17 protein-coding genes, 1 tRNA gene and 1 riboswitch are annotated in these 19710 nt (G+C 56.0%); of the genes, 2 read left to right on the top strand and 16 right to left on the bottom strand.

The window, feature by feature from the left end; all coding sequences use genetic code 11:
- Nucleotides 1-2: 2 nt before the first annotated feature.
- A tRNA-Val gene (locus C7386_RS01435) sits at nucleotides 3-78 on the top strand.
- Nucleotides 79-625: 547 nt separating this feature from the next.
- Here C7386_RS01435 and C7386_RS01445 read toward each other — a convergent pair.
- From C7386_RS01445 to C7386_RS01455, 3 genes are all read right to left on the bottom strand, one after another.
- A complete protein-coding gene (locus C7386_RS01445; protein ID WP_165815424.1) occupies nucleotides 626-3373 on the bottom strand; it encodes an S-layer homology domain-containing protein in 2748 nt (915 codons plus the stop codon).
- 54 nt (nucleotides 3374-3427) lie between these two features.
- Nucleotides 3428-3517: riboswitch (cyclic di-GMP riboswitch) on the bottom strand.
- A 271-nt stretch (nucleotides 3518-3788) separates the two neighbouring features.
- Nucleotides 3789-4055 (bottom strand): metal-sensing transcriptional repressor, encoded by a 267-nt coding sequence (locus C7386_RS01450; protein ID WP_116704698.1) that lies wholly within the window; start codon nucleotides 4053-4055, stop codon nucleotides 3789-3791.
- Complete coding sequence (locus tag C7386_RS01455; RefSeq protein ID WP_116704699.1) at nucleotides 4052-6595, bottom strand: heavy metal translocating P-type ATPase; 2544 nt, start codon at nucleotides 6593-6595, stop codon at nucleotides 4052-4054. Before C7386_RS01455 ends, C7386_RS01450 begins: the two co-directional genes overlap by 4 nt.
- A gap of 266 nt (nucleotides 6596-6861) precedes the next feature.
- Between C7386_RS01455 and C7386_RS01460 the strand changes: the two genes are divergently transcribed.
- Nucleotides 6862-7368, top strand: a complete 507-nt coding sequence (locus C7386_RS01460) for a DUF2798 domain-containing protein (RefSeq protein WP_116704700.1) — start codon at nucleotides 6862-6864, stop codon at nucleotides 7366-7368.
- A 453-nt stretch (nucleotides 7369-7821) separates the two neighbouring features.
- Here the strand turns inward: C7386_RS01460 and panD are convergent, their stop codons facing one another.
- The 13 genes from panD to C7386_RS01525 form a co-directional block, all read right to left on the bottom strand.
- A complete protein-coding gene (panD, locus tag C7386_RS01465; RefSeq protein ID WP_110435293.1) occupies nucleotides 7822-8217 on the bottom strand; it encodes an aspartate 1-decarboxylase in 396 nt (131 codons plus the stop codon).
- A 3-nt stretch (nucleotides 8218-8220) separates the two neighbouring features.
- Nucleotides 8221-9069 carry a pantoate--beta-alanine ligase gene (panC, locus tag C7386_RS01470; RefSeq protein ID WP_110435294.1) on the bottom strand — a complete coding sequence of 283 codons (849 nt, stop codon included), beginning with the start codon at nucleotides 9067-9069 and terminating at the stop codon, nucleotides 8221-8223.
- Nucleotides 9070-9089: 20 nt separating this feature from the next.
- Entirely contained in the window at nucleotides 9090-9935 is an 846-nt protein-coding gene (gene panB, locus C7386_RS01475; RefSeq protein ID WP_110435295.1) for a 3-methyl-2-oxobutanoate hydroxymethyltransferase, read from the bottom strand.
- Nucleotides 9932-10798: a Rossmann-like and DUF2520 domain-containing protein gene (locus C7386_RS01480; protein WP_165815425.1), complete on the bottom strand. Its 867-nt coding sequence runs from the start codon at nucleotides 10796-10798 to the stop codon at nucleotides 9932-9934. Before C7386_RS01480 ends, panB begins: the two co-directional genes overlap by 4 nt.
- 273 nt (nucleotides 10799-11071) lie before the next feature.
- Nucleotides 11072-12754 (bottom strand): GspE/PulE family protein, encoded by a 1683-nt coding sequence (locus tag C7386_RS01485; protein ID WP_116704702.1) that lies wholly within the window; start codon nucleotides 12752-12754, stop codon nucleotides 11072-11074.
- On the bottom strand, nucleotides 12751-13455 hold the full coding sequence (locus C7386_RS01490) for a type II secretion system protein M (RefSeq protein WP_116704703.1): 705 nt from the start codon (nucleotides 13453-13455) through the stop codon (nucleotides 12751-12753). The genes C7386_RS01485 and C7386_RS01490 overlap by 4 nt, the downstream gene beginning before the upstream one ends.
- Nucleotides 13452-14891, bottom strand: a complete 1440-nt coding sequence (gene pilM, locus C7386_RS01495) for a type IV pilus biogenesis protein PilM (protein WP_116704704.1) — start codon at nucleotides 14889-14891, stop codon at nucleotides 13452-13454. The genes C7386_RS01490 and pilM overlap by 4 nt, the downstream gene beginning before the upstream one ends.
- Nucleotides 14892-14932: 41 nt before the next feature.
- Entirely contained in the window at nucleotides 14933-16189 is a 1257-nt protein-coding gene (locus tag C7386_RS01500) for a type II secretion system F family protein (RefSeq protein ID WP_110435300.1), read from the bottom strand.
- 21 nt (nucleotides 16190-16210) lie between these two features.
- Entirely contained in the window at nucleotides 16211-16978 is a 768-nt protein-coding gene (locus C7386_RS01505; protein ID WP_110435301.1) for a prepilin peptidase, read from the bottom strand.
- Nucleotides 16979-17243: 265 nt separating this feature from the next.
- Nucleotides 17244-17699, bottom strand: coding sequence for a prepilin-type N-terminal cleavage/methylation domain-containing protein (locus tag C7386_RS01510; protein ID WP_110435302.1), 456 nt, complete (start codon nucleotides 17697-17699; stop codon nucleotides 17244-17246).
- Between the two features lie 86 nt (nucleotides 17700-17785).
- Complete coding sequence (locus C7386_RS13590; protein WP_207655831.1) at nucleotides 17786-18481, bottom strand: type II secretion system protein; 696 nt, start codon at nucleotides 18479-18481, stop codon at nucleotides 17786-17788.
- A gap of 4 nt (nucleotides 18482-18485) precedes the next feature.
- On the bottom strand, nucleotides 18486-18848 hold the full coding sequence (locus C7386_RS01520) for a type IV pilus modification PilV family protein (RefSeq protein WP_110435303.1): 363 nt from the start codon (nucleotides 18846-18848) through the stop codon (nucleotides 18486-18488).
- Nucleotides 18841-19695: a hypothetical protein gene (locus C7386_RS01525; protein WP_110435304.1), complete on the bottom strand. Its 855-nt coding sequence runs from the start codon at nucleotides 19693-19695 to the stop codon at nucleotides 18841-18843. Before C7386_RS01525 ends, C7386_RS01520 begins: the two co-directional genes overlap by 8 nt.
- Nucleotides 19696-19710 lie beyond the last annotated feature (15 nt).

Here is a 19710-nt window from a genome sequence, read left to right on the forward strand (position 1 = left end):
ATGGAAGTTTAGCTCAGCTGGGAGAGCATCTGCCTTACAAGCAGAGGGTCACAGGTTCGAGCCCTGTAACTTCCACCATCAAGCACTTACGAAAGTAAGTGCTTTTTCTTTTTCTCTATTGCAGCCAGGTTCGTCATCTGCCAACCGGCAGCGGGTCACAGGTTCGAGCCCTGTAACTTCCACCAGTAGCCACTCACGAAAGTGAGTGGCTTTTCTTTTGCCTTCTGCAGAGGCTTTGCCGGGCGCACGAGGTGCGTATGCGCTACGCCCTTTCCGGGCAGAGAGTTTTTCGCCGAACCTCATCGAGGAGTTGCGCTCTGCGGAGCGCAGGAAACGTGCGCTGATGCCGCGCGGGCGCATAAGAGAGGTGGAAACCTTGGTGTCCACCCCTCTTATGAATCTCCCCGTTTCCTCTTAGCGTCTGCCTATCAGAGAACTGAGACTACAAAGGAACGGCAGAGGATTTTTACTACCGCAGGAGCGTGCCATTGACCGCCCACGCCCCTATCCCATCCCAAACAAAAAATGCAGAGGCAGGAAAAGCAATTTTTCCTGCCTCTGCTGTGCCCGGTAAAACGATACTTGCTATATCATCTGTGGTTCGCGGTTTACCGAAACGAATAATTTACTTTTCAAGCTCGGTCCAGTCACGAGCGTCGCGGATGGTGGTCCACTTCTCGTACTTATCGTCCTTGCTCTTATCCGAGTATGCGTGGCTGTTGGTAGCCTCCTGCACAGCGAGATAGTACCATGCGGAAGCATCGGAATTATCCGGCCACTTGATCATGCTGTCGAGCAGATCGCTGCTGTTCTCGGGCAGACGGTTGAGTACGCGGTTAACAAGCGTCATAGCCTCTGCGCGGGTGATATACTGGTTCGGACGGAACGTACCATCCGGATAGCCGTTGATCCAGCCCTTGTTTGCGGCGATACCGATCTCATTCTTTGCCCAGTGAGATGCGATATCCGTGAACTTCGAGGACATATCCGTGTTCTTATCGTCGAAGCGAGCGGCGATTGCGGCAAATTCCGCACGGGTGATTGGCGCATTCGGCGCGAACGTGCCATCGTTATGACCCTTTACAATGCCCATCGAGGACAGCGTGGAGACAGCATGGTTAAACCACTGACCGCGCGTCACATCGGACAGACTGTTGGACTGGGTAGAATTTGCGGTGCGGACTTCCTCGGTCAGCAGACGGAAGAAGATGGTTGCCACTTCTGCGCGGGTGATGTTGCCATTCGGCTCGACGTTGCCGTTCGGGTAGCCGACAATGTACGCAAAGTGATCGTCACCGTTCAGACCGGTCGGTACATCATCCGGAATGTCAACGGTCGGTTTGCTGCTGCCGCCGCCACCGCCGGACGATCTGCGGGTCCATACGCCGATCAGCTTGACATCCCGCTGAATGTCCTTGATCTCGGTTACAACATCGCCAACGCCGTTGATCCGCCAGCCGCTGAACGTGTAGCGGCTCTGCGAGGTGGTCTGTACCGGTGCTACGGTGTAGCTGCCGCCCTTCTTAACCTTGGCTGCTGCCGGAACTGCGCCTGCATCAGACGGAATGTCGCCGGTTACTTCGTAGGTTACGCTGCAGAGCTGACCGTGTGCAGCCTTGAGCGCCAGCGCATCGGAAACAGCCTCTTTACCAACCGTATATTCGTCAGCGTAATAGGCATCGCCTTCACCATCGCCCTTCCAGCGCTTTTCCTTGCCGTCGTGATACCAGCCTACGATCGGGTGCTCTTCTTTGCAGTCATCCAGAATCCAGCCGTCACCGACAGGTGCAAAGGTGAGCGAAGGATTGTAGGTAACCTTATTTTTATCAAAGCTGTTACTATAAATATCGTCACCTGCAATATCTGCATGGTTATTGTAGATTTCAGCCTTGCCGCTAATCTTAGCAGTGCCGCCGCGATTGTACAGGCCACCGCCGTAGCTATTGCTATGGTTGAGTGTCACCGTGCCATCCTGCATATCCAGAATACCTTCTGGAAGGATTTCAATGCCATTTGCATTACCGGAAGCAGTGAACTTTGCACCTTCCTCAATCTTTACATTGCCATACCAGTAACCTCCACTGGTATAGACAAGCAGACCCGCCTTACCATTGTTATTCAGCATAACGGTTGAACCAGTAGCAAACTTGCTCTGGTCACCAAGTTTGTCACCAATCTCTATGCCATAAGCGGTATTACCACAAGCACTGAGCGAAGAAGTAGAATCAACAGATACACCTCTAATAAATGCACCCCAACTACGTCCAACATTGTTGTCAGTAATCAGCGAAGAATAGTCAGAAATTTCAACTGAGCCGTAATAACATCCAAAGCCGCCTCTGCCGCCGTTTTTACCGCAGTCAGAAATATCAATCGTAGAATGACCATCAATTTTTATATCCGTGGGATTAACTGTCATGCCATTCCATTTGCAGTCGGTAATCTTAATAGCAGAAGAATTGCTGACCTCAATCGTGTTGTGAATTGGCTCCTCTTTTTCATCATGCTCGGACGCATCTATATAAATACCACTCACATCCGCTTGATTAAAACCGGAGATAATAATTTGCGAGTTATTGGTTACATACATGTCACTCGACTGATACAAGAACATGCCGTGACGTTTGCTACCCTCACCTACTCCATTCAAAACAAGCGTAGAATTATCAAACGTCAGAATACCATCATCAAAAAGATTAGTCGTATTGCCACTATGAATCGGATTGTCCGAAACGCCTTCTTCAACAACCTTAATATTCTGGAATGTCACATTGGTCTCGTTAAAGTACATGCCCAGACCATTCAGGGTAATCGTCGGTTCAGTGCCTTCCGCACTCTTAATCGTCAAATTACCTTTTCCGTTGATAGTCAGACCGTCAGCACCAACGGTAATATCCTTACCGACTTCAATCGTATCGCCGTCGTCAGCCTCAGCAATCGCTTCCTCGAGGCTGCCATACTCCTTCTTACCGTCAATCTTAGCCGTGAACTCTGCCGCCGGAGGTGTAACCGGCGCATTATCGTTGCCCGAGCCGCCTACTTCGCCCTCCTGCTGATTAGCTGCGGCTGTATCGTCACTGCCGCCGTTGCTGTCGTCAGCGGATTCCTGTACATTCTCGGTGTCACCGCTGCTGGCGTCAGCGGATTTCTGTGCATTCTCGGTGCCGCCGTTTTCTGTAATATTTACATCGTTATTCTCAGCCGGCTGACCGTTTTTACCGTCGCTTACCACGTTTACAATATTATTCGAGGTGTCGGATGCAGCATCGCCGTCCGCGCCTTCCTGCGCCGCAAGCGCGGTAACAGGCAGCATGGTCAGCATCATCAATCCGGCGAGGGTACCGGCAAGAAAACGGTTATTTCTCTTTTTCATGCAAAAAACCTCCTCTGCGTGCATACAGACGCAAAGGAGGCGTGAATTCTGCTGTTCGGCAACCGGCTGTCCTACGGAGTCATTACTCCGGGTAGACCCATGGCTTTGCGACACCGGCTTTCACCGGCTGTGCCTTTTTCTGTACAGACACGCCCTTGGCGCATGATGCACAGATCAAGTTGTCTAAGCTGAATGAACCGGTTGTTCCGGGCACATGGAATCTGATTGGTTCATCCGCGCAGCAGGTAATTTCTGCTACACATAAATTATAGCATAGTTCAGCAGAAATGTTTCCTTTTATTTTCCAGATTTTCGCACAAAATTCATTTGTGATTTTTGTGCGAACTGTATAAATCTACACAAATTTTCAATTTTCAGACAAAAGAAGGACGTGCCTTTGGGCACGTCCTTCCGCTTACGCTTTATCCAGCAGCTTGATGATTTCTGCAATCTTCTGCTCGCGTTCGTTCTGATCTCCGGTCTCAAACGCATCCTGCACGCAGCCGGAAAGGTGTCCGCGAAGAACCTCTCTCTGCGCCTTATGCACCAGCGATTCAACCGCCTGCAGCTGCATCATAATATCTATGCAGTAGCGGTTGTCCTCGATCATTTTGAGCACGCCGTCGATCTGCCCGCGCGCGGTCCTGAGCAGCGGCTCGACCTTTTTACGATCTGCCATCATTTGATGTCAACCACCTTATAGCCCGCCTCGGTGACGGCTGCGGTCAGAACAGCATCCTCCGGCAGCGTTTTGCCCGAAACGACTGCCTTGCCTGCATCCAGATCGACCGCAACATTACAGCCGGCTGCTGCACCCTCGAGCGCCTTTTTGACGTGTGCCACGCAGTGCTGACACATCATGCCCTCAACCTTGATTGTCTTTTCCATAACATTTTCCTCCTTTTTATGTGCCGTAAGCGGCTTTTCGCCGCTGACGGGCAAAACAGCAGGCGTCCCCGCCGTTTTTCTCGGTGTTGCGCTGAAAAAGCGCAGGCGCAGCGCGTTTGAGACCACGCAGACGGACGACAGGCTCATTGCCGCCGCGCCAATCATCGGACTGAGCTTGATGCCGAACGGCACCCACAGCAGACCTGCCGCAATCGGAATGCCGATGCAGTTGTAGAAGAACGCCCAGAACAGGTTCTGGCGAATGTTGCGCATGGTCCGGCGCGACAGCCGGATGGCGTCCACCGCGTCCATCAGGTCGCTCTTCATCAGCACAACGTCCGCAGACGAGATAGCCACGTCCGTGCCCGCACCAATCGCAATGCCGACATCGGCACGCGCAAGCGCCGGTGCATCGTTGATGCCGTCGCCAATCATGGCAACCTTGCGGCCCGCGGCCTGCTTCTCGCGCACGATACGCTCCTTGTCCTGCGGGAGCACCTCAGCGATCACATCGGTCACGCCCAGCTCGGACGCGATGGACTGCGCGGTTTTCTGGTTGTCGCCGGTGAGCAGTGTTACGTCAATGTGCATACTGCGCAGTGCTTCGACTGCCGCCTTACTGGTCGGCTTGAGCACATCAGCGACCGCAAAAATGCCGACGATCTGACGGTTTGCCGCAAAGAACAGCGGCGTTTTGCCTGCTGCGGCGAACTCGTCACCCAGCTTCTGCATCGAGCCGGACAGCGCCAGTCCGTTGGCGAGCAGCATGCGGCGGTTGCCCGCAAAGCACGGCACGCCGTCCACAGTTGCGCGAATACCCTGTCCCTCTATCATCTCAAAGTCGGTGACCGAACGCTCCTGCGCATTCTTCTCGCGGGCATAGCGCACGATGGCGTCCGCCAGCGGATGGTCACTGCGGCTCTCGAGTGACAGTGCCAGCGAGAGCAGGTCACCGGACTCCACGCCGAAGGATTTTACGTCGGTTACGACCGGACGTCCTTCGGTTACGGTACCGGTCTTGTCCATGATGACCGCGTTTACGTTGTGCAGATTCTCGAGCGCCTCCGCCGACTGGAACAGCACGCCGTTTTTCGCACCGACACCTGTGCCGACCATGATAGCGACCGGCGTAGCCAGTCCCAGTGCGCACGGGCACGAGATAACCAGCACCGAAATCGCGCGTGTGAGCGCAAAGCTCGGCGTTTCGCCGACCAGCAGCCAGATGATTGCCGTCACGAGCGCAATACCCATAACGACCGGCACAAACACGCCTGCCACCTTATCTGCCAGCTTGGCGATTGGCGCCTTGGACGCGCCTGCCTCCTCTACCAGACGGATAATCTGGCTCAGGGTCGTATCGTCGCCGACACGCAATGCCTTCATGACAACATAGCCGCTCTTGGATACGGTTGCGCCGATTACGGTATCGCCGACATGCTTTTCGACCGGCATACTCTCGCCGGTGATGGCGCTTTCGTCCAGATAGGCGCTGCCCTCGGTAATCTCGCCGTCAACCGGCACGGACTGACCGCCGCGCACGATAACGAGGTCGCCAACCTGCACCTGCTCAATCGGCAGCTGCACGGTCTGACCGCCACGAATGACCTCGGCGGTCTGCGGACGCAGGTCCATCAGTGCCGCGATTGCTTCGCCGGTCTTGCGCTTGGCACGCGCTTCAAAGAACTTGCCGAGCGTTACCAGCGTCAAAATCATGCCTGCGGATTCAAAATACAGGTCGTGCATAAAGCTGTGGGCTGCCTCAGGCGTGGGCGCGAGCGCGATTTGAATCAGCGCGTAAATGCCGTACACGAGCGCCGCACCCGAGCCAACGGCGATGAGCGCGTCCATCGTCGGGGCACGATGCAGCAGCGTTTTGAAGCCGTTGATATAATATTTGCGGTTGATAATGACAATCGGCAGCGTGAGGAGCAGCTCCGTGAGCGCCAGATTGAACATGCCGTCCATACCTGCCGCATAGGACGGCAGCGGCAGCCCGACCATCTCGCCCATCGAGAAGTACATCAGGACAAGCATGAAAATCGCCGAAACGATAATACGGGTCTTCATTTCCTTCAGCGCCTCGTCCGCCTGCGGGCTTTGCGCCGGAGCCGATGTCTGCCTGCCGTCGTCCACCGCAGCCGTGTAGCCGCCGGACTCGACCGCCTTTATAATCGTCTGTGCGTCGCACGCGTTTTCGTCGTACTCGACCGCCATGCTGCCGGCGAGCAGATTTACCTGCACGCCGCTGACACCCGGCACCGCCGAAACGCTTTTCTCCACATGGGCGGAGCAGGCCGCGCAGCTCATGCCGCCCACCCGAAACCGTTGTTTCATATCGCATCTCCTATCTGTACCCCTCCCCCGAGGGAGGGGGTTTCATTTACAGACACAGTATACACCCAAGGAACAGTCTTGTCAATAACAAAGTTAGTCTTGACGAACGCCCATAAAATATGGTATGATATTTATAATTAATGGTAGTTGAAGTAGTCCATAGGACGAAGTAGACGAAAGTTTACTTCGTCCTATTTTTTTGCGTTCAGCTGCATTTCTATTCGTTATCAAAAAATATTTCACATACACAAAAAGGAGAAAACAAAATGCCAAAAAACAAATTTCAGGACGTTATTTACACCATTATCATGGCTTCTGTCATGGTATACGGCATGGTAGCGTACAACATCGTGCTGAACACCGGTTCCATGCAGAACTGGGTATTTCTCGCAGTGTTCCACGAGTGGCCGATCATGACTGTTATCGCAATTCTGCTCGAGCTGGTGTTTGTCGGCAAGCTGGCGATGAAGGTTGCATTCCGCCTTGTCAATCCGCGCGAAGCCAGCCAGACCAGCATTATGCTTGCCATCTCGGCTGCATCCGTATGGCTGATGTGCCCGTGCATGAGCTTCTTTGCCACCCTGCTGTTCAAGGACAGCCATAACGCACAGTTCTTTGCAATCTGGGTACAGACCACCGTTATGAACTTCCCGATGGCGCTGCTGTGGCAGTTCTTTGCAGCCGGTCCGCTGGTGCGCCGCATTTTCGGTCTGCTGTTCCGGGAGAACGCAGACAAGTCCTCTGCGGCGGAGATGGAGTCGGTTCAGGGTTAATCTGCTTACTTACGCATAAGGAATGGGTGCTAACCCTTAGCTGGGGTTCCAAAAGGATAGACACCAAGGTTTGCCCGTAGGCCACTAAACCTTGTTCCCACGCCGTGCGTGGATTAGATGAGTACTATCCTCTTGGGACTCTAGTTTCCTTTTATTTGATAGTCTGGCGCAGACCAGAGACCGGCGACCGCTTCGAAAAGAGAAACGGCAAAGGATTTTTTCTTCCGTAGGGGCGCGCAGTGTGCGCCCATTTTCTCTACCTCTACGCAGTTCTCGCCTACCCTGCTGCTACAATACGGTTTACTCTCCGCAGGCGCGACGCAACAGTGTCGCTGTGATAGACGGCACCTGCGAATATTTTCTTGTGCCTGCGTTTCACCTTACCTCTCTTCACTCTAATCCTCAGCTCTGCACCAATGAAAAAGGAGAACCCACCCGGGTTCTCCTTTTTCATTACGCCATATCCTTGAGCAGACCATGCTTCTCATAGGTGGTGGTGCGGACGATCTTATTTTCCTCATCCACAAACACGACCTGCGGAGCATAGCCGTTTCTGACCTCCTCCGGCGTCAGCTGCGCGTACGCCATCAGAATAACCTTATCGCCCACGCTGACACAGCGCGCTGCGGCGCCGTTCAGGCAGATCATGCCGCTGCCACGCTCACCGGCGATGGTATAGGTCTCAAAGCGGTTGCCGTTCTCAATATCCACGATGGCAACCTTCTCGTATTCATAAATGCCGGCCGCATCCAGCAGATCGGCATCAACCGTGATCGAGCCGACGTAGTTCAGCTCGGCCTGCTTGACCGTTGCACGGTGGATTTTACCCTTGAGCATCTGTACTGTCATGACTTATCCCTCCACCGAAAAGTTGTCGATCAGGCGCGTTTTGCCGATATAGACCGCCATAGCGATCAGTTCGCCGCCATTGATCTCATGCACCGGCAGCATGGTCAGGCCGTCCACTGCGGAAACGTAATCAATACGCGCGAGCGGCTCCTGCTCGATAAGCGCACGCATGGCATTGACGATTGCATCCGCGTTTTTCTCGCCGTTCCGGACCAGCTCCTGGCCGAGCTTTACAGCGCGCGACAGCACGAGTGCCGCCTTGCGCTCCTCTGCGCTCAGATAGGTATTGCGCGAGGACTTCGCCAGACCGTCTGCCTCACGGATGATCGGGCAGCCGACGATCTCAATGCCCATGGACAGGTCGAGCACCATGCGGCGAATGATCGCCAGCTGCTGTGCGTCCTTCTGACCGAAGAACGCCTTATCCGGCGTTACGATGTTGAACAGCTTGGAAACGACCGTGCATACGCCGCGGAAATGAATCGGACGGGTCTTGCCGCACAGCTGACGCGGCATTTCGGACTGCACCTCAACAAAGGTGGCAAAGCCGTCCGGATACATCTCGGACACCTCGGGATGGAACACCATGTCACAGCCGCACTCGGTCAGCAGCGCACAGTCGTGCTCGAAATCACGCGGATAGGTCTCCAGATCCTCACCCGGGCCGAACTGGGTCGGATTGAGGAACACGGACGCTACCGTGCGGTCGCACTGCTGCACAGACGTTTTGACCAGACTGGCGTGTCCTTCATGCAGATAGCCCATGGTCGGCACCAGACCGACGGTCAGACCCTGCTGTTTCCACTCGCGCACCTGTGCGCGTACTTCTGCGATGGTTGTTGCGATTTTCATTGTATATGCTCCTGTTTCTCTTAAAATTCAGCGTCGAGTTTGGCGAGATATTCATCGCTGCAGTCAGACTTGACAAAGCTCTGCTTTTCGGTCGGGAACGTGCCGTTCTGCACCTCGTTCATGTAAGTGCGGAACGCATCCACCATACGCTCACCGATATTGTCAAACTGCTTGGCGAACTTGGGCGTGAAGTCCATGTTCATGCCGAGCATGTCCTGATAGACCAGCACCTGTCCGTCACAGCCTGCGCCCGCGCCGATGCCGATGGTCGGGATGGTCAGCTTTTTCGAGATGAGCGCCGCCAGCTTGGGCGGTACGCACTCGAGCACGACCGAAAATGCACCGGCCTCCTGTACGGTAAAGGCATCCTCGAGCAGCCGCTTTGCCGCATCCTCGCCCTTGCCCTGTACTTTAAAGCCGCCGAACACGTTGACGCTCTGCGGCGTCATGCCGATATGTGCCTGCACCGGAATGCCAGAATCCGTAATGGCGCGAATCTGCTCGGCAACGGCTGCGCCGCCCTCCAGCTTGACCGCGTGTCCGCGCGCCTCCTTCATCAGTCGGCCTGCGTTGCGCACGGCTTCGGAAACCGACGCCTGATAGCTCATAAACGGCATATCCATGATGACCATGGTGTTCTCGCACGCGCGCACGACGCAGGCGCTGTGGTGGATCATGTCCTCCATCGTAACCGGCAGGGTCGTGTCATAACCCATCATGGTCATGCCGAGCGAATCGCCCACCAGAATCGCGTTGATGCCCGCCTTTTCCACCAGCTTGGCGGTCGTGTAATCGTAGCTGGTAATCTCGGTGAGGCGCTCGCCGTTCTGCTTCATCGAGAGAAATGTGCTCACTGTGTTCTTCATTCGTTCTGCTCCTTTTCCCTATTCAGCAGGGCGGCAAGCGTGCCGTAATCCTGCTCAGGATGTTTTTCCTGTGCCATTTTGACCTGTTCGAGTCCTAGCAGCGCGTAAAGCTGCCGGTCGTCTCGTTCCGTCAGGCACGACAGATGCTTTTGCACGGTCTGCGTGTCGCCGCGCTCAATGGGTCCGGTCAGCGCTGAGACGGCACCGTGCTCGATTACATGCGCCAGATTGCTCTGCATGAGCGGCGCAAGCGCGTGCAGTGCGTCCGTTTGGGAGAATCCGCAGCCGCCCAGCAATTCGGCGCTGCGCTGCACGAGTGCGCAGACAAAGTTGCTTGCCAGTGCACAGCTGAGGTGGTACTGCGCCTTGCTCTCCGGCGAAATGGTCTGCACCTGCAGCCCCAGTCCGCGCAGCAGCGGTACAAAGACCTCGACCGCCTGCGCGTCACCCTCGACGCAAAAAAAAGCACCTGCCAGCTCCCGCCAGCAGTTATACTTGCTGCTGATCGGAAATAGCAGATGAATGGATATTGCATAGGCTCCCTGCGCGTGAATACCGGGAAAGGCTTCCTCGGCTGTGCAGGCGCCGCTGCAATGACATATATACTTGTCCTGAATTTCAAATTCTGCGACCTGCCGATACACCTCGGTGATCGCATTATCCGGAACGGTGATGAAAATCGCGTCACTATCTTCGATGAGTTTGCCCAGGTCGGTATAGTGTCCGGAATTTGTAAATTCTGCGGCTTCTCTTGCGCTGTCGGAATTGCGGCTGTAATAGCCGGATATCCGCACGCCTTTTTCGGCAAGCAGTCTGCCGAAGGAAAAGCCGACTTTTCCTGCTCCAACAATGCCAATGTTCATGCTGTCACCCGCTTTCTGTGGTGTGACGCAACGTAAAATCACTGTCGGAAAAATTTGAAAAACATGTTGTGACAAGGTATAGCTTCCGCTCTGCGGAATGCCATCCATCAATGGGTATTATACCCGCTTGAGATAAGAATGTAAAGGAAAAGTTTTCGGCTCCGGGGAGTCAATCAACAGCGAACGCACGTTCATTTATGCGGATTTCGTTCTGTAATTCTGCTTATAATCGTTAAAGCCGCTCTGTATCAAAAGATACAGAGCGGTTTCCGGTTATGCGTAATACGCGATCCTGAGCAGCTCCTCCGGTGTAGTAACACCCTGTTTTACCAGCTCCAGACCCTTTTCCTTCAGGCTGCGCATGCCCTGCTGTTCCCGCGCGTAGGCCTCGATCTCCTCGATTTCGGCGCCGCGGCTGATCATGCGGCGGATATTGCGGTCGATCGTGACGATCTCATGCACGGCAATACGGCCACGGTAGCCGGTGCCGTTGCAATGCGCACAGCCTGTGCCGCGCTTGATGGTCGTGATATCCTTGCCGAGCAGCGCCTGCTCCTGCGGCGTAACTGCAACCTCTCTGCCGCAGTGCGGACACACCTTGCGCATCAGTCGCTGCGCGACCAGACCGACCAGCGAATTTGCGATCAGATAATGGTCGATGCCCATATCGGCCAGACGGACGATGCTCGAGACCGCATCGTTGGTATGCAGCGTACTCAGCACCAGATGACCGGTGATGGCCGCACGAACCGAAATACCGGCGGTTTCGCCGTCACGGGTCTCACCGACCATGATGATATCCGGATCCTGACGCAGCAGCGCGCGCAGACCGGACTCAAACGTCAGTCCGGCAACCGGATTGACCTGCGTCTGGTTGATGCTCGGCACGTTCTTCTCCACCGGATCCTCAACCGTGGAGATATTCACCTGCCGGTGCGACAGGTACTCGAGCACCATGTACAGTGTGGTGGACTTACCCGAGCCGGTAGGACCGGTGATATAAATAATGCCGTTCGGTGAGTTGAGCATAGGCAGGAACCTTGCATAGCTTTCGTCGTCCATGCCGAAGTGGCTGGCGTGATCGACCTGACCCGCCGTTGCCAAAATTCGCAGCACCGCCTTTTCTCCGAACACGGTCGGCAGCAGCGATACACGGATGTTGACGTACTCGCTCTGTCTCACACGGATACGGAAATGACCGTCCTGCGGCAGACGGCGCTCGGCAATATCGAGGTTCGCCATGATCTTGATTCGCGCGATCAGCGGCTGATGCACACTACGCTGCAGCGTTACATAATCAACGATCGTGCCGTCGATACGCATGCGCACGCGCGTGCTGCCCTCAAACGGCTCGATATGCACGTCGCTCGCGCCGGTGCTGATTGCACGGTCGAGCAGGCTGTTTAGCAGCTTGACGATCGGCGCTTCCGGATCGCCGCTTTCGCTTTCTTCGACCTGCAGCATCTCCACATTACGCTCTGCAAAGTCCTCGTTGGCGGTCTGTGCCGCCTGCTGCGCGCCGACCTCGGCGTAATAGTAGCGGATTGCGCTCTGCAGCGGACCCATTTCACTCAGGCGGATGACCACCTGACAGCCGGTCAGCTGGCGCACTTCCTCAAAGGCAAAGTAGTTGAGCGGATCGTTCGTCACGACCTCGAGGCTCTTGTCCGCAAAGCCGACCGCAAGCAGGTTCTGCTTTTCCGCCAGCTCGCGCGGAATCATGCGGACAGCGGTCAGATCGACCTGCATCTGTCCGATGCTCACGATCTCCAGTCCCAGACGGGCAGCCAGCGCCTCGATCACCTGCGTCTCGGTGACAAAGCCCAGCTCGATCAGGATTTGACCGACTCGCTTTTCACGGTGCTCCTTCTGGTAGGCGAGCGCCTGCTCCATCTGCTCCTGCGTGATGTAATTGCGCTCCATCAGCACTTCGCCGATACGCAAATTGGTTTTCATGCGTCTGCCTCCTTGTCGCTGACACACATGTAGATCTCCAGCGTGCCGGTGATCAGATTGGTGCTGACCGCCTGCGTGTTGTTTGCCACATAATCATAGTCTGCAATACTGAAATTGGTCACACGCAGACCCTTGTACCTGTGCTCCACCTCATCGAGGAAGTTCAGCCATTGGGTTACAGCGCCCTGCGCCGAGATAGTCGCAGTGCCGATATAAACGTAGTTGACCGGCTGTATCAGCGCTGCCGATGTATCGTCGGTCGAATCGGCGGATTCCGCATCGGACGAGGTGTCCGCACTGCCGTCCGTCTGTGCAGCTTCCTGCTCGGCGAGATACGCGCTGACCGCACCCGGAGCGGCTTCCGTCAGCGTCAGTGACTGCGGAAACAGCCCGTTCTCGAGCGCGATACCCGTGATGATATCGTCCATCTGACGGGTTTCCAGATCGCTCTTGTAGTATTTTTCGCTTGCCGTGTTCAGCGCGGCTTCATTCTGCGCGATAATGTCGTCAATCGTCGCAAGTGCGGCAATCTGCGTCTGATATTCCTGCTGCTTCTGTTCGGCGGCGTCATACTCGTTCTGCAGCGTTTCGTGATTTTCCATCGCAGGACGGATGAGATACATGCCGAAAATGACGATTATCGCCAGACAGGCCACCAGCCGGAGCAGCTTTTTATCACGTTCGGTTACAACGATGTTCATTCGGCTGCCTCCTCTCCCAGCAGGATACAGTTCAGGCTGAGGACGTACACGCCGTCCTCATAGGTATAGCCGGTGTAGTCCACCTTGCGGAACAGGCCGGTTTTCTGCAGCTTGAGCACATAGCTCGGAATGTCGATAACGCTGCCGCTCTGTGCATCGAACTGCAGCGCGCCGGTAGCCGCATCATAGCCGGTCAGCACCATGCTGACCTGAGCGCCACCTGCCGCGCCGATCTTGCTCATCAGGGCGCTGTCCACCTGCGGATAGGTGGCAAGCGCGTCCGTCAGATTGCGCACCTGCTGCAGTCCCTGCACCAGATTGTCATTGCGCTGCTGCTTTTCGGCAGCTTCGTTGTACTGCTCGATCACGGTCGGATCGTTCAGCCAGTCGTTGATGTCGCCGGTCCTGTGGCTCAGGCTGCTGTTCATCTGCAGGAACACACACCAGACCGCAGCGCACACCACCAGACACACCGCAATCGGTGTGTAGAAGCTGTGCAGCAGGCCGGTCTGCCCTTTGCTGCCGCGGGACAAACGCCGATAGCTGCGGAGCAGATCCAGCTCCTTGTTTGCACGAAGCACGGTTCGAATCAAAGTTTCGGCACAGCCGAGCCAGTCGTCCAGCCGCTCGCCGGTCGGCATGGCGCGGAACGCACGGCATTCGGGCAGACGGCTCACTTTCAGCCCCAGACCGCGGATACCCGCCAGACACACCTCGAAATCATCATCCGAGCAGCCGGCGTAATACACATCGGTCAGCGTGCCGCCCGAGCGGCTTGCCGTGTGGAACTGCATGGTGCCGGAAACGTTTCTCGTCATCTCGGTGCCGAAATCCACCGTGCCCGGCTCACTGAAAATACGGCTGCGGCTGGAATAACGGTACTCGCCGTTCTCGACCAGCAGCGAAAGCACGCTGCTGCCCTCAAAGCACAGCCAGATACAGGTCTTGCCCTGCATGGACTGCATGGCATGCAGGAGCTTGAGCCGTCCTGCCATAGTAACGGTAACGCTCTGCAGGCGCAGGCCGAGCCGGTCGGTCATTGCAAGGTATTCTTCCATCGTTTCCTTGCGGCAGGCAGCGCAGAACAGCTGCTGACGGCCCTCGGCATCTGTGCCGAGCGGCACATAGTCCGCCGCCGCAAGCTGATCCTCCCGCGGACGCATTTCGTGCCGCACAAGCTCCTCCAGCTTGTTTTCCGGCATGCTCGGTGCGGTGATAGTCTTGGTGGCAACCGCCTCATCCGGCAGGACGAGCGTGATGCCGCGGGTCGGCAGCCTGTGCTGCTGCCAGAGTGCGCCTATCGCCTTCTCCCAGTTTTCCATGCCGCCGCCGTGTACGGGGGCACTGTAAAGCGCCTGCACGGAAGGCTGCGCGCCGGACTTGCCGACCGCGACAAGCACCTGCTCCTCCTGCAGCGCCAAAACGGTTGTGTTCATTCTCATTTCTCCCCTTTTGTGAGGTTTACACGTTTCCGAGGTTATACGTTCCCCGAACTCTCAATCGCACTGTACGAGCCGATGATCGGCGACATGACTGCGATAATGATAAAGCCGACCACGAACGCCATCAGCACGATCAGCATCGGCTCCAGAATGGTCGTCATGCGCTTGCTCGCCTGCTGTGCATCGTACTCCATCGAATCCGCGATGGAATCCAGCATGGAGTCCAGTCGTCCGGTCTCCTCGCCAACTGCAATGCTGCTGCACAGCTTGCGCTGAAAGCCGTCTACGGTCTCGAGGGCGGCGGACAGGCTGACGCCCGAACGCACCTGCACGAGCACATCATCGAACTGCGAAACGATGTAGGCGTTGCCGATGGTATCACGGGCGGTCTGCAGCGCAGTGACGATCGGCAGACCGCTCGAGTACAGGCTGCTGATGGTTCGCGCGAACCGCGCCGTGCAGATAACCTGATTGAGCGGACCGAAAACCGGCATTTTGAGCTTGCGTCGGTCCATTTCCAGCCGGACGGCCGGAATGCGCAGCAGCATGCGGATAACCATGACCGCTGCCGCGACACCCAGTATCATCAGATACCATTTGGTAACCATAAAATTGGAAAACGCCATCAGCGCCAGCGTAACGCCCGGCAGCGAATCCATTGTGGAGAACAGATCGCTGAACTGCGGCAGCACGAAGGTTACGATAACGATAACGACCGCGACCGCCAGAATCGCAAGGATCATCGGGTACATGAGCGCCGACTTGACCTGCTGGTTCATCTGGTGCGCCTTCTCGTAATGGATGGCGAGCCGCTCCGCGACCTGATCCAGCTTGCCGCTGCCCTCGCCTGCGCGGATCATGCCGAGCATGAGCGTTGGGAACACCTGCTGCGCCTCGAGTGCGGCAGAAAGGCTCGAGCCTTTCCGGACTTCACCCAGCACACTCTCGTAAATGCGGCGCAGACCCGCGCTGATGCCCTCATCCTGCGAGATGATCGTCAGCGCGCGCACCAGACTGACGCCCGAAGCCAGCAGCGTGGACAGCTGACGGCACAGGTCGCTCAGCTCCTGCGGACGCAGCGTGCGCGGCTTGCGGCCCGCACCGCGGCAGGTCGCACTCTGCAGATACAGCCCCTGAGCGAGTAATTGGGTATACAACGTGTCATAGTCCGCAGCCTCCATTGCGCCGCGGACTACCTTTCCGTCTATGTCCTTTGCCGTGTAGCGGAACAGCGTGTGACCGCTGTTCGGTTTGACCGTGACGGTCAGCCTGTGGTTGTTGGATGCAGCCATGCTGACCCTCCTCTCCATTCATTACAATAATCCCATATACCAGTCCGCGATCGTTTCTCCGAAAAACATGGCGATCGCAATGCCGATGCACAAAAACGGACCGAATGCGAACTGGCTTTTCCGGTTTGCCTTCTTTTGGGCGAGCAGCAGCGCGCCGAAGCCGCCGCCGAGCAGAATGCCGATAAACGCGGCAACGACCGTCAACTTTGCGCCGAGGAAAAAGCCCGCGCCGAACATCAGCTTGATATCACCGCCGCCGAAGCCGCCGGGCACGATGAGCGCCAGAAGCAGCATCGGCACGCTGACGATCACGCAGCCGATCAGCCGCGATTTTATCCCCAGGCTGGGGATAAGTATGTGCGCAGCGATGCCGCAGACAAACAGCAGCACCGGAAACCGGTCGTAGATTTCAAGCGTGTCCATGTCCATGAGCGCCACGACCGTCAGAATACCGAGCACGGCGAACGCCAGCGCCGCCTGTGCGGTCTCGCCGCCGAAGGCGTATGCGCAGGCACAAGAGCATAAGCCGCCGAGCACCTCGATCCAGAAATCCCTTGCGGGAATTTTTGCACCGCAGCCGCGGCATTTGCCGCCCTGCAGGAGATAACTCAGGCACGGGATCAGCTCCGCCGCCGACAGCGTGCGCCCGCACACCGGACAGTGACTGCGTCCCTTCACCACGCTCTCTCTGCGCGGCAGGCGCCATACCACCACACCGAGAAAGCTGAATACGCATGCGCCCAATGCGAACCGTAACAGCCATAATACAGCATAGGCGATGTAAAGCATTGGTTTCCTCCTCGTTTGGGTTGGTTTGGAATGATTTTTTACAAATAGAATCTGCCATACAAAAACCGCATGACAGGTCACAGCCACTTAAATATTAAGGGACTGTGACCCGCCATACCGTCCGCAAGCCGAACGCAGGCACCGTTACTGCGTTCCGCCTCGTTACAGCGGTATGAATCAGATCACCACCGACGGGCACCGTACCGCACCGTGGTTAGACGGTGCGGTACGGGCGGGGTGGGTAGGTAGTTAGATTAGGTCGCAATTACTTCAAATCGTCCGTAAATGCAACATCACCTGCTACCTCAGTCTGAGAAGAAGCAGTGCAGCCGCCTTCAGCCGTATAATAACCCGTCTTGCCATTTTTGCTTACGTGTTTAACATATACAACCTTGCCGTCCTTTACGTTAATCGTATCACTGCTCTTAGTAATCGTTACCTCAGACAGCTTCTGCACCTCACTCATCTTCAGATTAGCAGCCGCGACATCTGTATGGGCACCATATACCTCATCTGTAATTGTCTGAGCAGCCATTACAATCTGACGAGTCTCAGCAACAGCACTCTTCTCCTTAGCACGGTCAATATAACCAGTCAGCGCCGGAATCAGCAGCGCTGCCAGAATTGCCAGAATAACCAGAACCACGATCAGCTCTACCAGCGTAAAGCCGCCCTTCTTGCTGCGGCGCTTCTGCTGCAACGCGATCATTTTTTCCATCATGATCTTATTCCTCCAATTTTATTTTTGTTTTTCTATCTCTGTAAGCTGCGGCGGTGCTCCGCAGAGTTACACATATTACATTGCCGTTATGCCGGCTTTTTCGTTGCCGTTACCTCGGTTTTCACCGGAATATCGTACCGCAGGTCGATGATGAGCGAATCCGAATAGATTTTATCGGTCAAATCCTTATCACGGTAAATTGTCACGGTGGCGGTAACGGTGTGCTTTGCTTCGTCGATTTTGAAATGCAGTCCGGCGCGGAGGCCCATATAAAAGCCCTCTGCGTAGGTTTTCGTCATGGCTCGGGCAATGGGATTGCCGTCCGCATCCTGACTGTAGCCATCTTTATAATAGCGCTCGACAAGATAACCCTTTTCCACTCGAGGCTGCTCACCGGAGTCCTTATCGGCAATCACGATTTTGGTTGGTCCGCAGCCGTCTGCCGTCAGCAGCTCCGCCGCGTTATATCCCTGTTCGGTCTCATAGCCAAACTCGATCGCCGAGCCTTCGGACGAGCCGGTTTTATTCGTCACGTCCGTGCCGCTGTCATAGCATTTGATGTAATCCGTGGCGGTCTCCACCTTGCTGCGCACGGTTTCGAGCAGGTCGTCCGCGATCAGCTCGGCGCTGTTCAGCTCCTGCGTGCGGCGCGATACCTCGGCCGCCGGCCGCAGCGATGCACTGAATATGCCGATGACCAGACACAGCAGTCCGGCGCCGACCACCAGTTCCACCAGTGTCATGCCTTCCCGGCCGCGCAGGATTGAGCGAATGCGTTTCATGCCGTCACTCTCCCTTCGCAAACCGGTAGAAGGGTACGGTTTTGCCGTCCTCGGTTTTGGCGTTTACGGTCTGCTTTTTTACCTTTACGTGGAAGGCTTCAATATCGGTATCTTCGCCGTTCGACGTCGTCACCTTAAAATCGTACGTGGCAGCTTCGCCGTCCGCGACTTCTGCATTCCCGCGCACGCTTTCCTGCAGTTCGGTCGCGTCCCTGCGGAGCTGCTCCGACTTGCGCTGCGCATTTGAGGCAAAGCCGACTGCGCCGTTCAGCGCGCCCAGCAGCAGCATGAACACCACCGTGGAAACCAGAATTTCCACCATGGATTCGCCCCGGCGGTCGCGCAGCACGCGAATCAGTCTATTCATCGGCTGCACCTCCGGTTGTCCGGGCTGCCGGCTTGTGAATGGGTTCGTATCGGCTGTACGTCGGATTATTGATATCATAGGTATAGCTGATCTCCACATGCTCCGTGCGGGCATCCTTGCCCTCGCCAATGACCTTGGGTTCTACCGGCTCCTCGCCGTTGGCACTTCGGCAAAAGCGGCCGTTTACCCAGTAGACCGGGAACTGTCCGCTGACGCCGTCTTCCCCTTTCCATGTGTAGATTGGCTGAAAACTGTCCTTTCGGCGGTATTCTGTGGTGTACATGTAGCTGTCCGCTCCCTTTTCCGCCTTGACGCCTACCCAAACCTGATGTCTGTTAAAGGTTGTCTGCTCTGCCTTTTCGGTGCCTTCGTTCCGAGCATCGTATGCAAAGGTATCGCCTGTGATCGGGTCCTGCACATCGGTAACATCACGGAGCAGAATCGTAATCCTGCCGTAGTTATCCTCGGTCGAACCCGCATTATAGCAGGCAGTGGTTTCATCCGAACGGTCCGGATCGTAAATACCCAATCCCGTATCTTCCGCTAAAATGTTGTTCACTTCACGGTAGAAACAGCCTTCCGGCGCAAAATTGGTATCCAATTCCGGCTTTATTGTTTTGTATTCCTGCAGTTCGCTGTCCAGCACCTGTGCAAAGGACTGCGCCAGCTGATAACAGCGTTCCCTGCCGATCTTGCGGTTGGCCCGCGAGAGCAGCATGGATGAGGAATACACGATACTGAGCGAAAGTCCGATCAGGACGGCGACAGCACAAAGTGCTACGATCAGCGAAACACCGCTTCGCCTGCTGCGCCGCAGGGTGTTCCATCCCTGACGTATCCGCTTCATGTCTGCCGCCTCCCT

This window comes from Agathobaculum butyriciproducens (assembly GCA_003096535.1).
In the GTDB taxonomy this organism is placed as follows: domain Bacteria; phylum Bacillota; class Clostridia; order Oscillospirales; family Butyricicoccaceae; genus Agathobaculum; species Agathobaculum butyriciproducens.

What these genes read in the sequence shown, in the direction of transcription:
- C7386_RS13590 (WP_207655831.1), bottom strand. Translation starts at nt 18,481, where the DNA reads ATGAAACGCATTCGCTCAATCCTGCGCGGCCGGGAAGGCATGACACTG.
- C7386_RS01510 (WP_110435302.1), bottom strand. Translation starts at nt 17,699, where the DNA reads ATGATGGAAAAAATGATCGCGTTGCAGCAGAAGCGCCGCAGCAAGAAG.
- C7386_RS01460 (WP_116704700.1), top strand. Translation starts at nt 6,862, where the DNA reads ATGCCAAAAAACAAATTTCAGGACGTTATTTACACCATTATCATGGCT.
- C7386_RS01490 (WP_116704703.1), bottom strand. Translation starts at nt 13,455, where the DNA reads ATGAACATCGTTGTAACCGAACGTGATAAAAAGCTGCTCCGGCTGGTG.
- C7386_RS01500 (WP_110435300.1), bottom strand. Translation starts at nt 16,189, where the DNA reads ATGGCTGCATCCAACAACCACAGGCTGACCGTCACGGTCAAACCGAAC.
- C7386_RS01455 (WP_116704699.1), bottom strand. Translation starts at nt 6,595, where the DNA reads ATGAAACAACGGTTTCGGGTGGGCGGCATGAGCTGCGCGGCCTGCTCC.
- C7386_RS01445 (WP_165815424.1), bottom strand. Translation starts at nt 3,373, where the DNA reads ATGAAAAAGAGAAATAACCGTTTTCTTGCCGGTACCCTCGCCGGATTG.
- C7386_RS01525 (WP_110435304.1), bottom strand. Translation starts at nt 19,695, where the DNA reads ATGAAGCGGATACGTCAGGGATGGAACACCCTGCGGCGCAGCAGGCGA.
- C7386_RS01480 (WP_165815425.1), bottom strand. Translation starts at nt 10,798, where the DNA reads ATGAACATTGGCATTGTTGGAGCAGGAAAAGTCGGCTTTTCCTTCGGC.
- C7386_RS01485 (WP_116704702.1), bottom strand. Translation starts at nt 12,754, where the DNA reads ATGAAAACCAATTTGCGTATCGGCGAAGTGCTGATGGAGCGCAATTAC.
- C7386_RS01520 (WP_110435303.1), bottom strand. Translation starts at nt 18,848, where the DNA reads ATGAATAGACTGATTCGCGTGCTGCGCGACCGCCGGGGCGAATCCATG.
- panD (WP_110435293.1), bottom strand. Translation starts at nt 8,217, where the DNA reads ATGACAGTACAGATGCTCAAGGGTAAAATCCACCGTGCAACGGTCAAG.
- C7386_RS01505 (WP_110435301.1), bottom strand. Translation starts at nt 16,978, where the DNA reads ATGCTTTACATCGCCTATGCTGTATTATGGCTGTTACGGTTCGCATTG.
- C7386_RS01450 (WP_116704698.1), bottom strand. Translation starts at nt 4,055, where the DNA reads ATGATGGCAGATCGTAAAAAGGTCGAGCCGCTGCTCAGGACCGCGCGC.
- panC (WP_110435294.1), bottom strand. Translation starts at nt 9,069, where the DNA reads ATGAAAATCGCAACAACCATCGCAGAAGTACGCGCACAGGTGCGCGAG.
- panB (WP_110435295.1), bottom strand. Translation starts at nt 9,935, where the DNA reads ATGAAGAACACAGTGAGCACATTTCTCTCGATGAAGCAGAACGGCGAG.
- pilM (WP_116704704.1), bottom strand. Translation starts at nt 14,891, where the DNA reads ATGAACACAACCGTTTTGGCGCTGCAGGAGGAGCAGGTGCTTGTCGCG.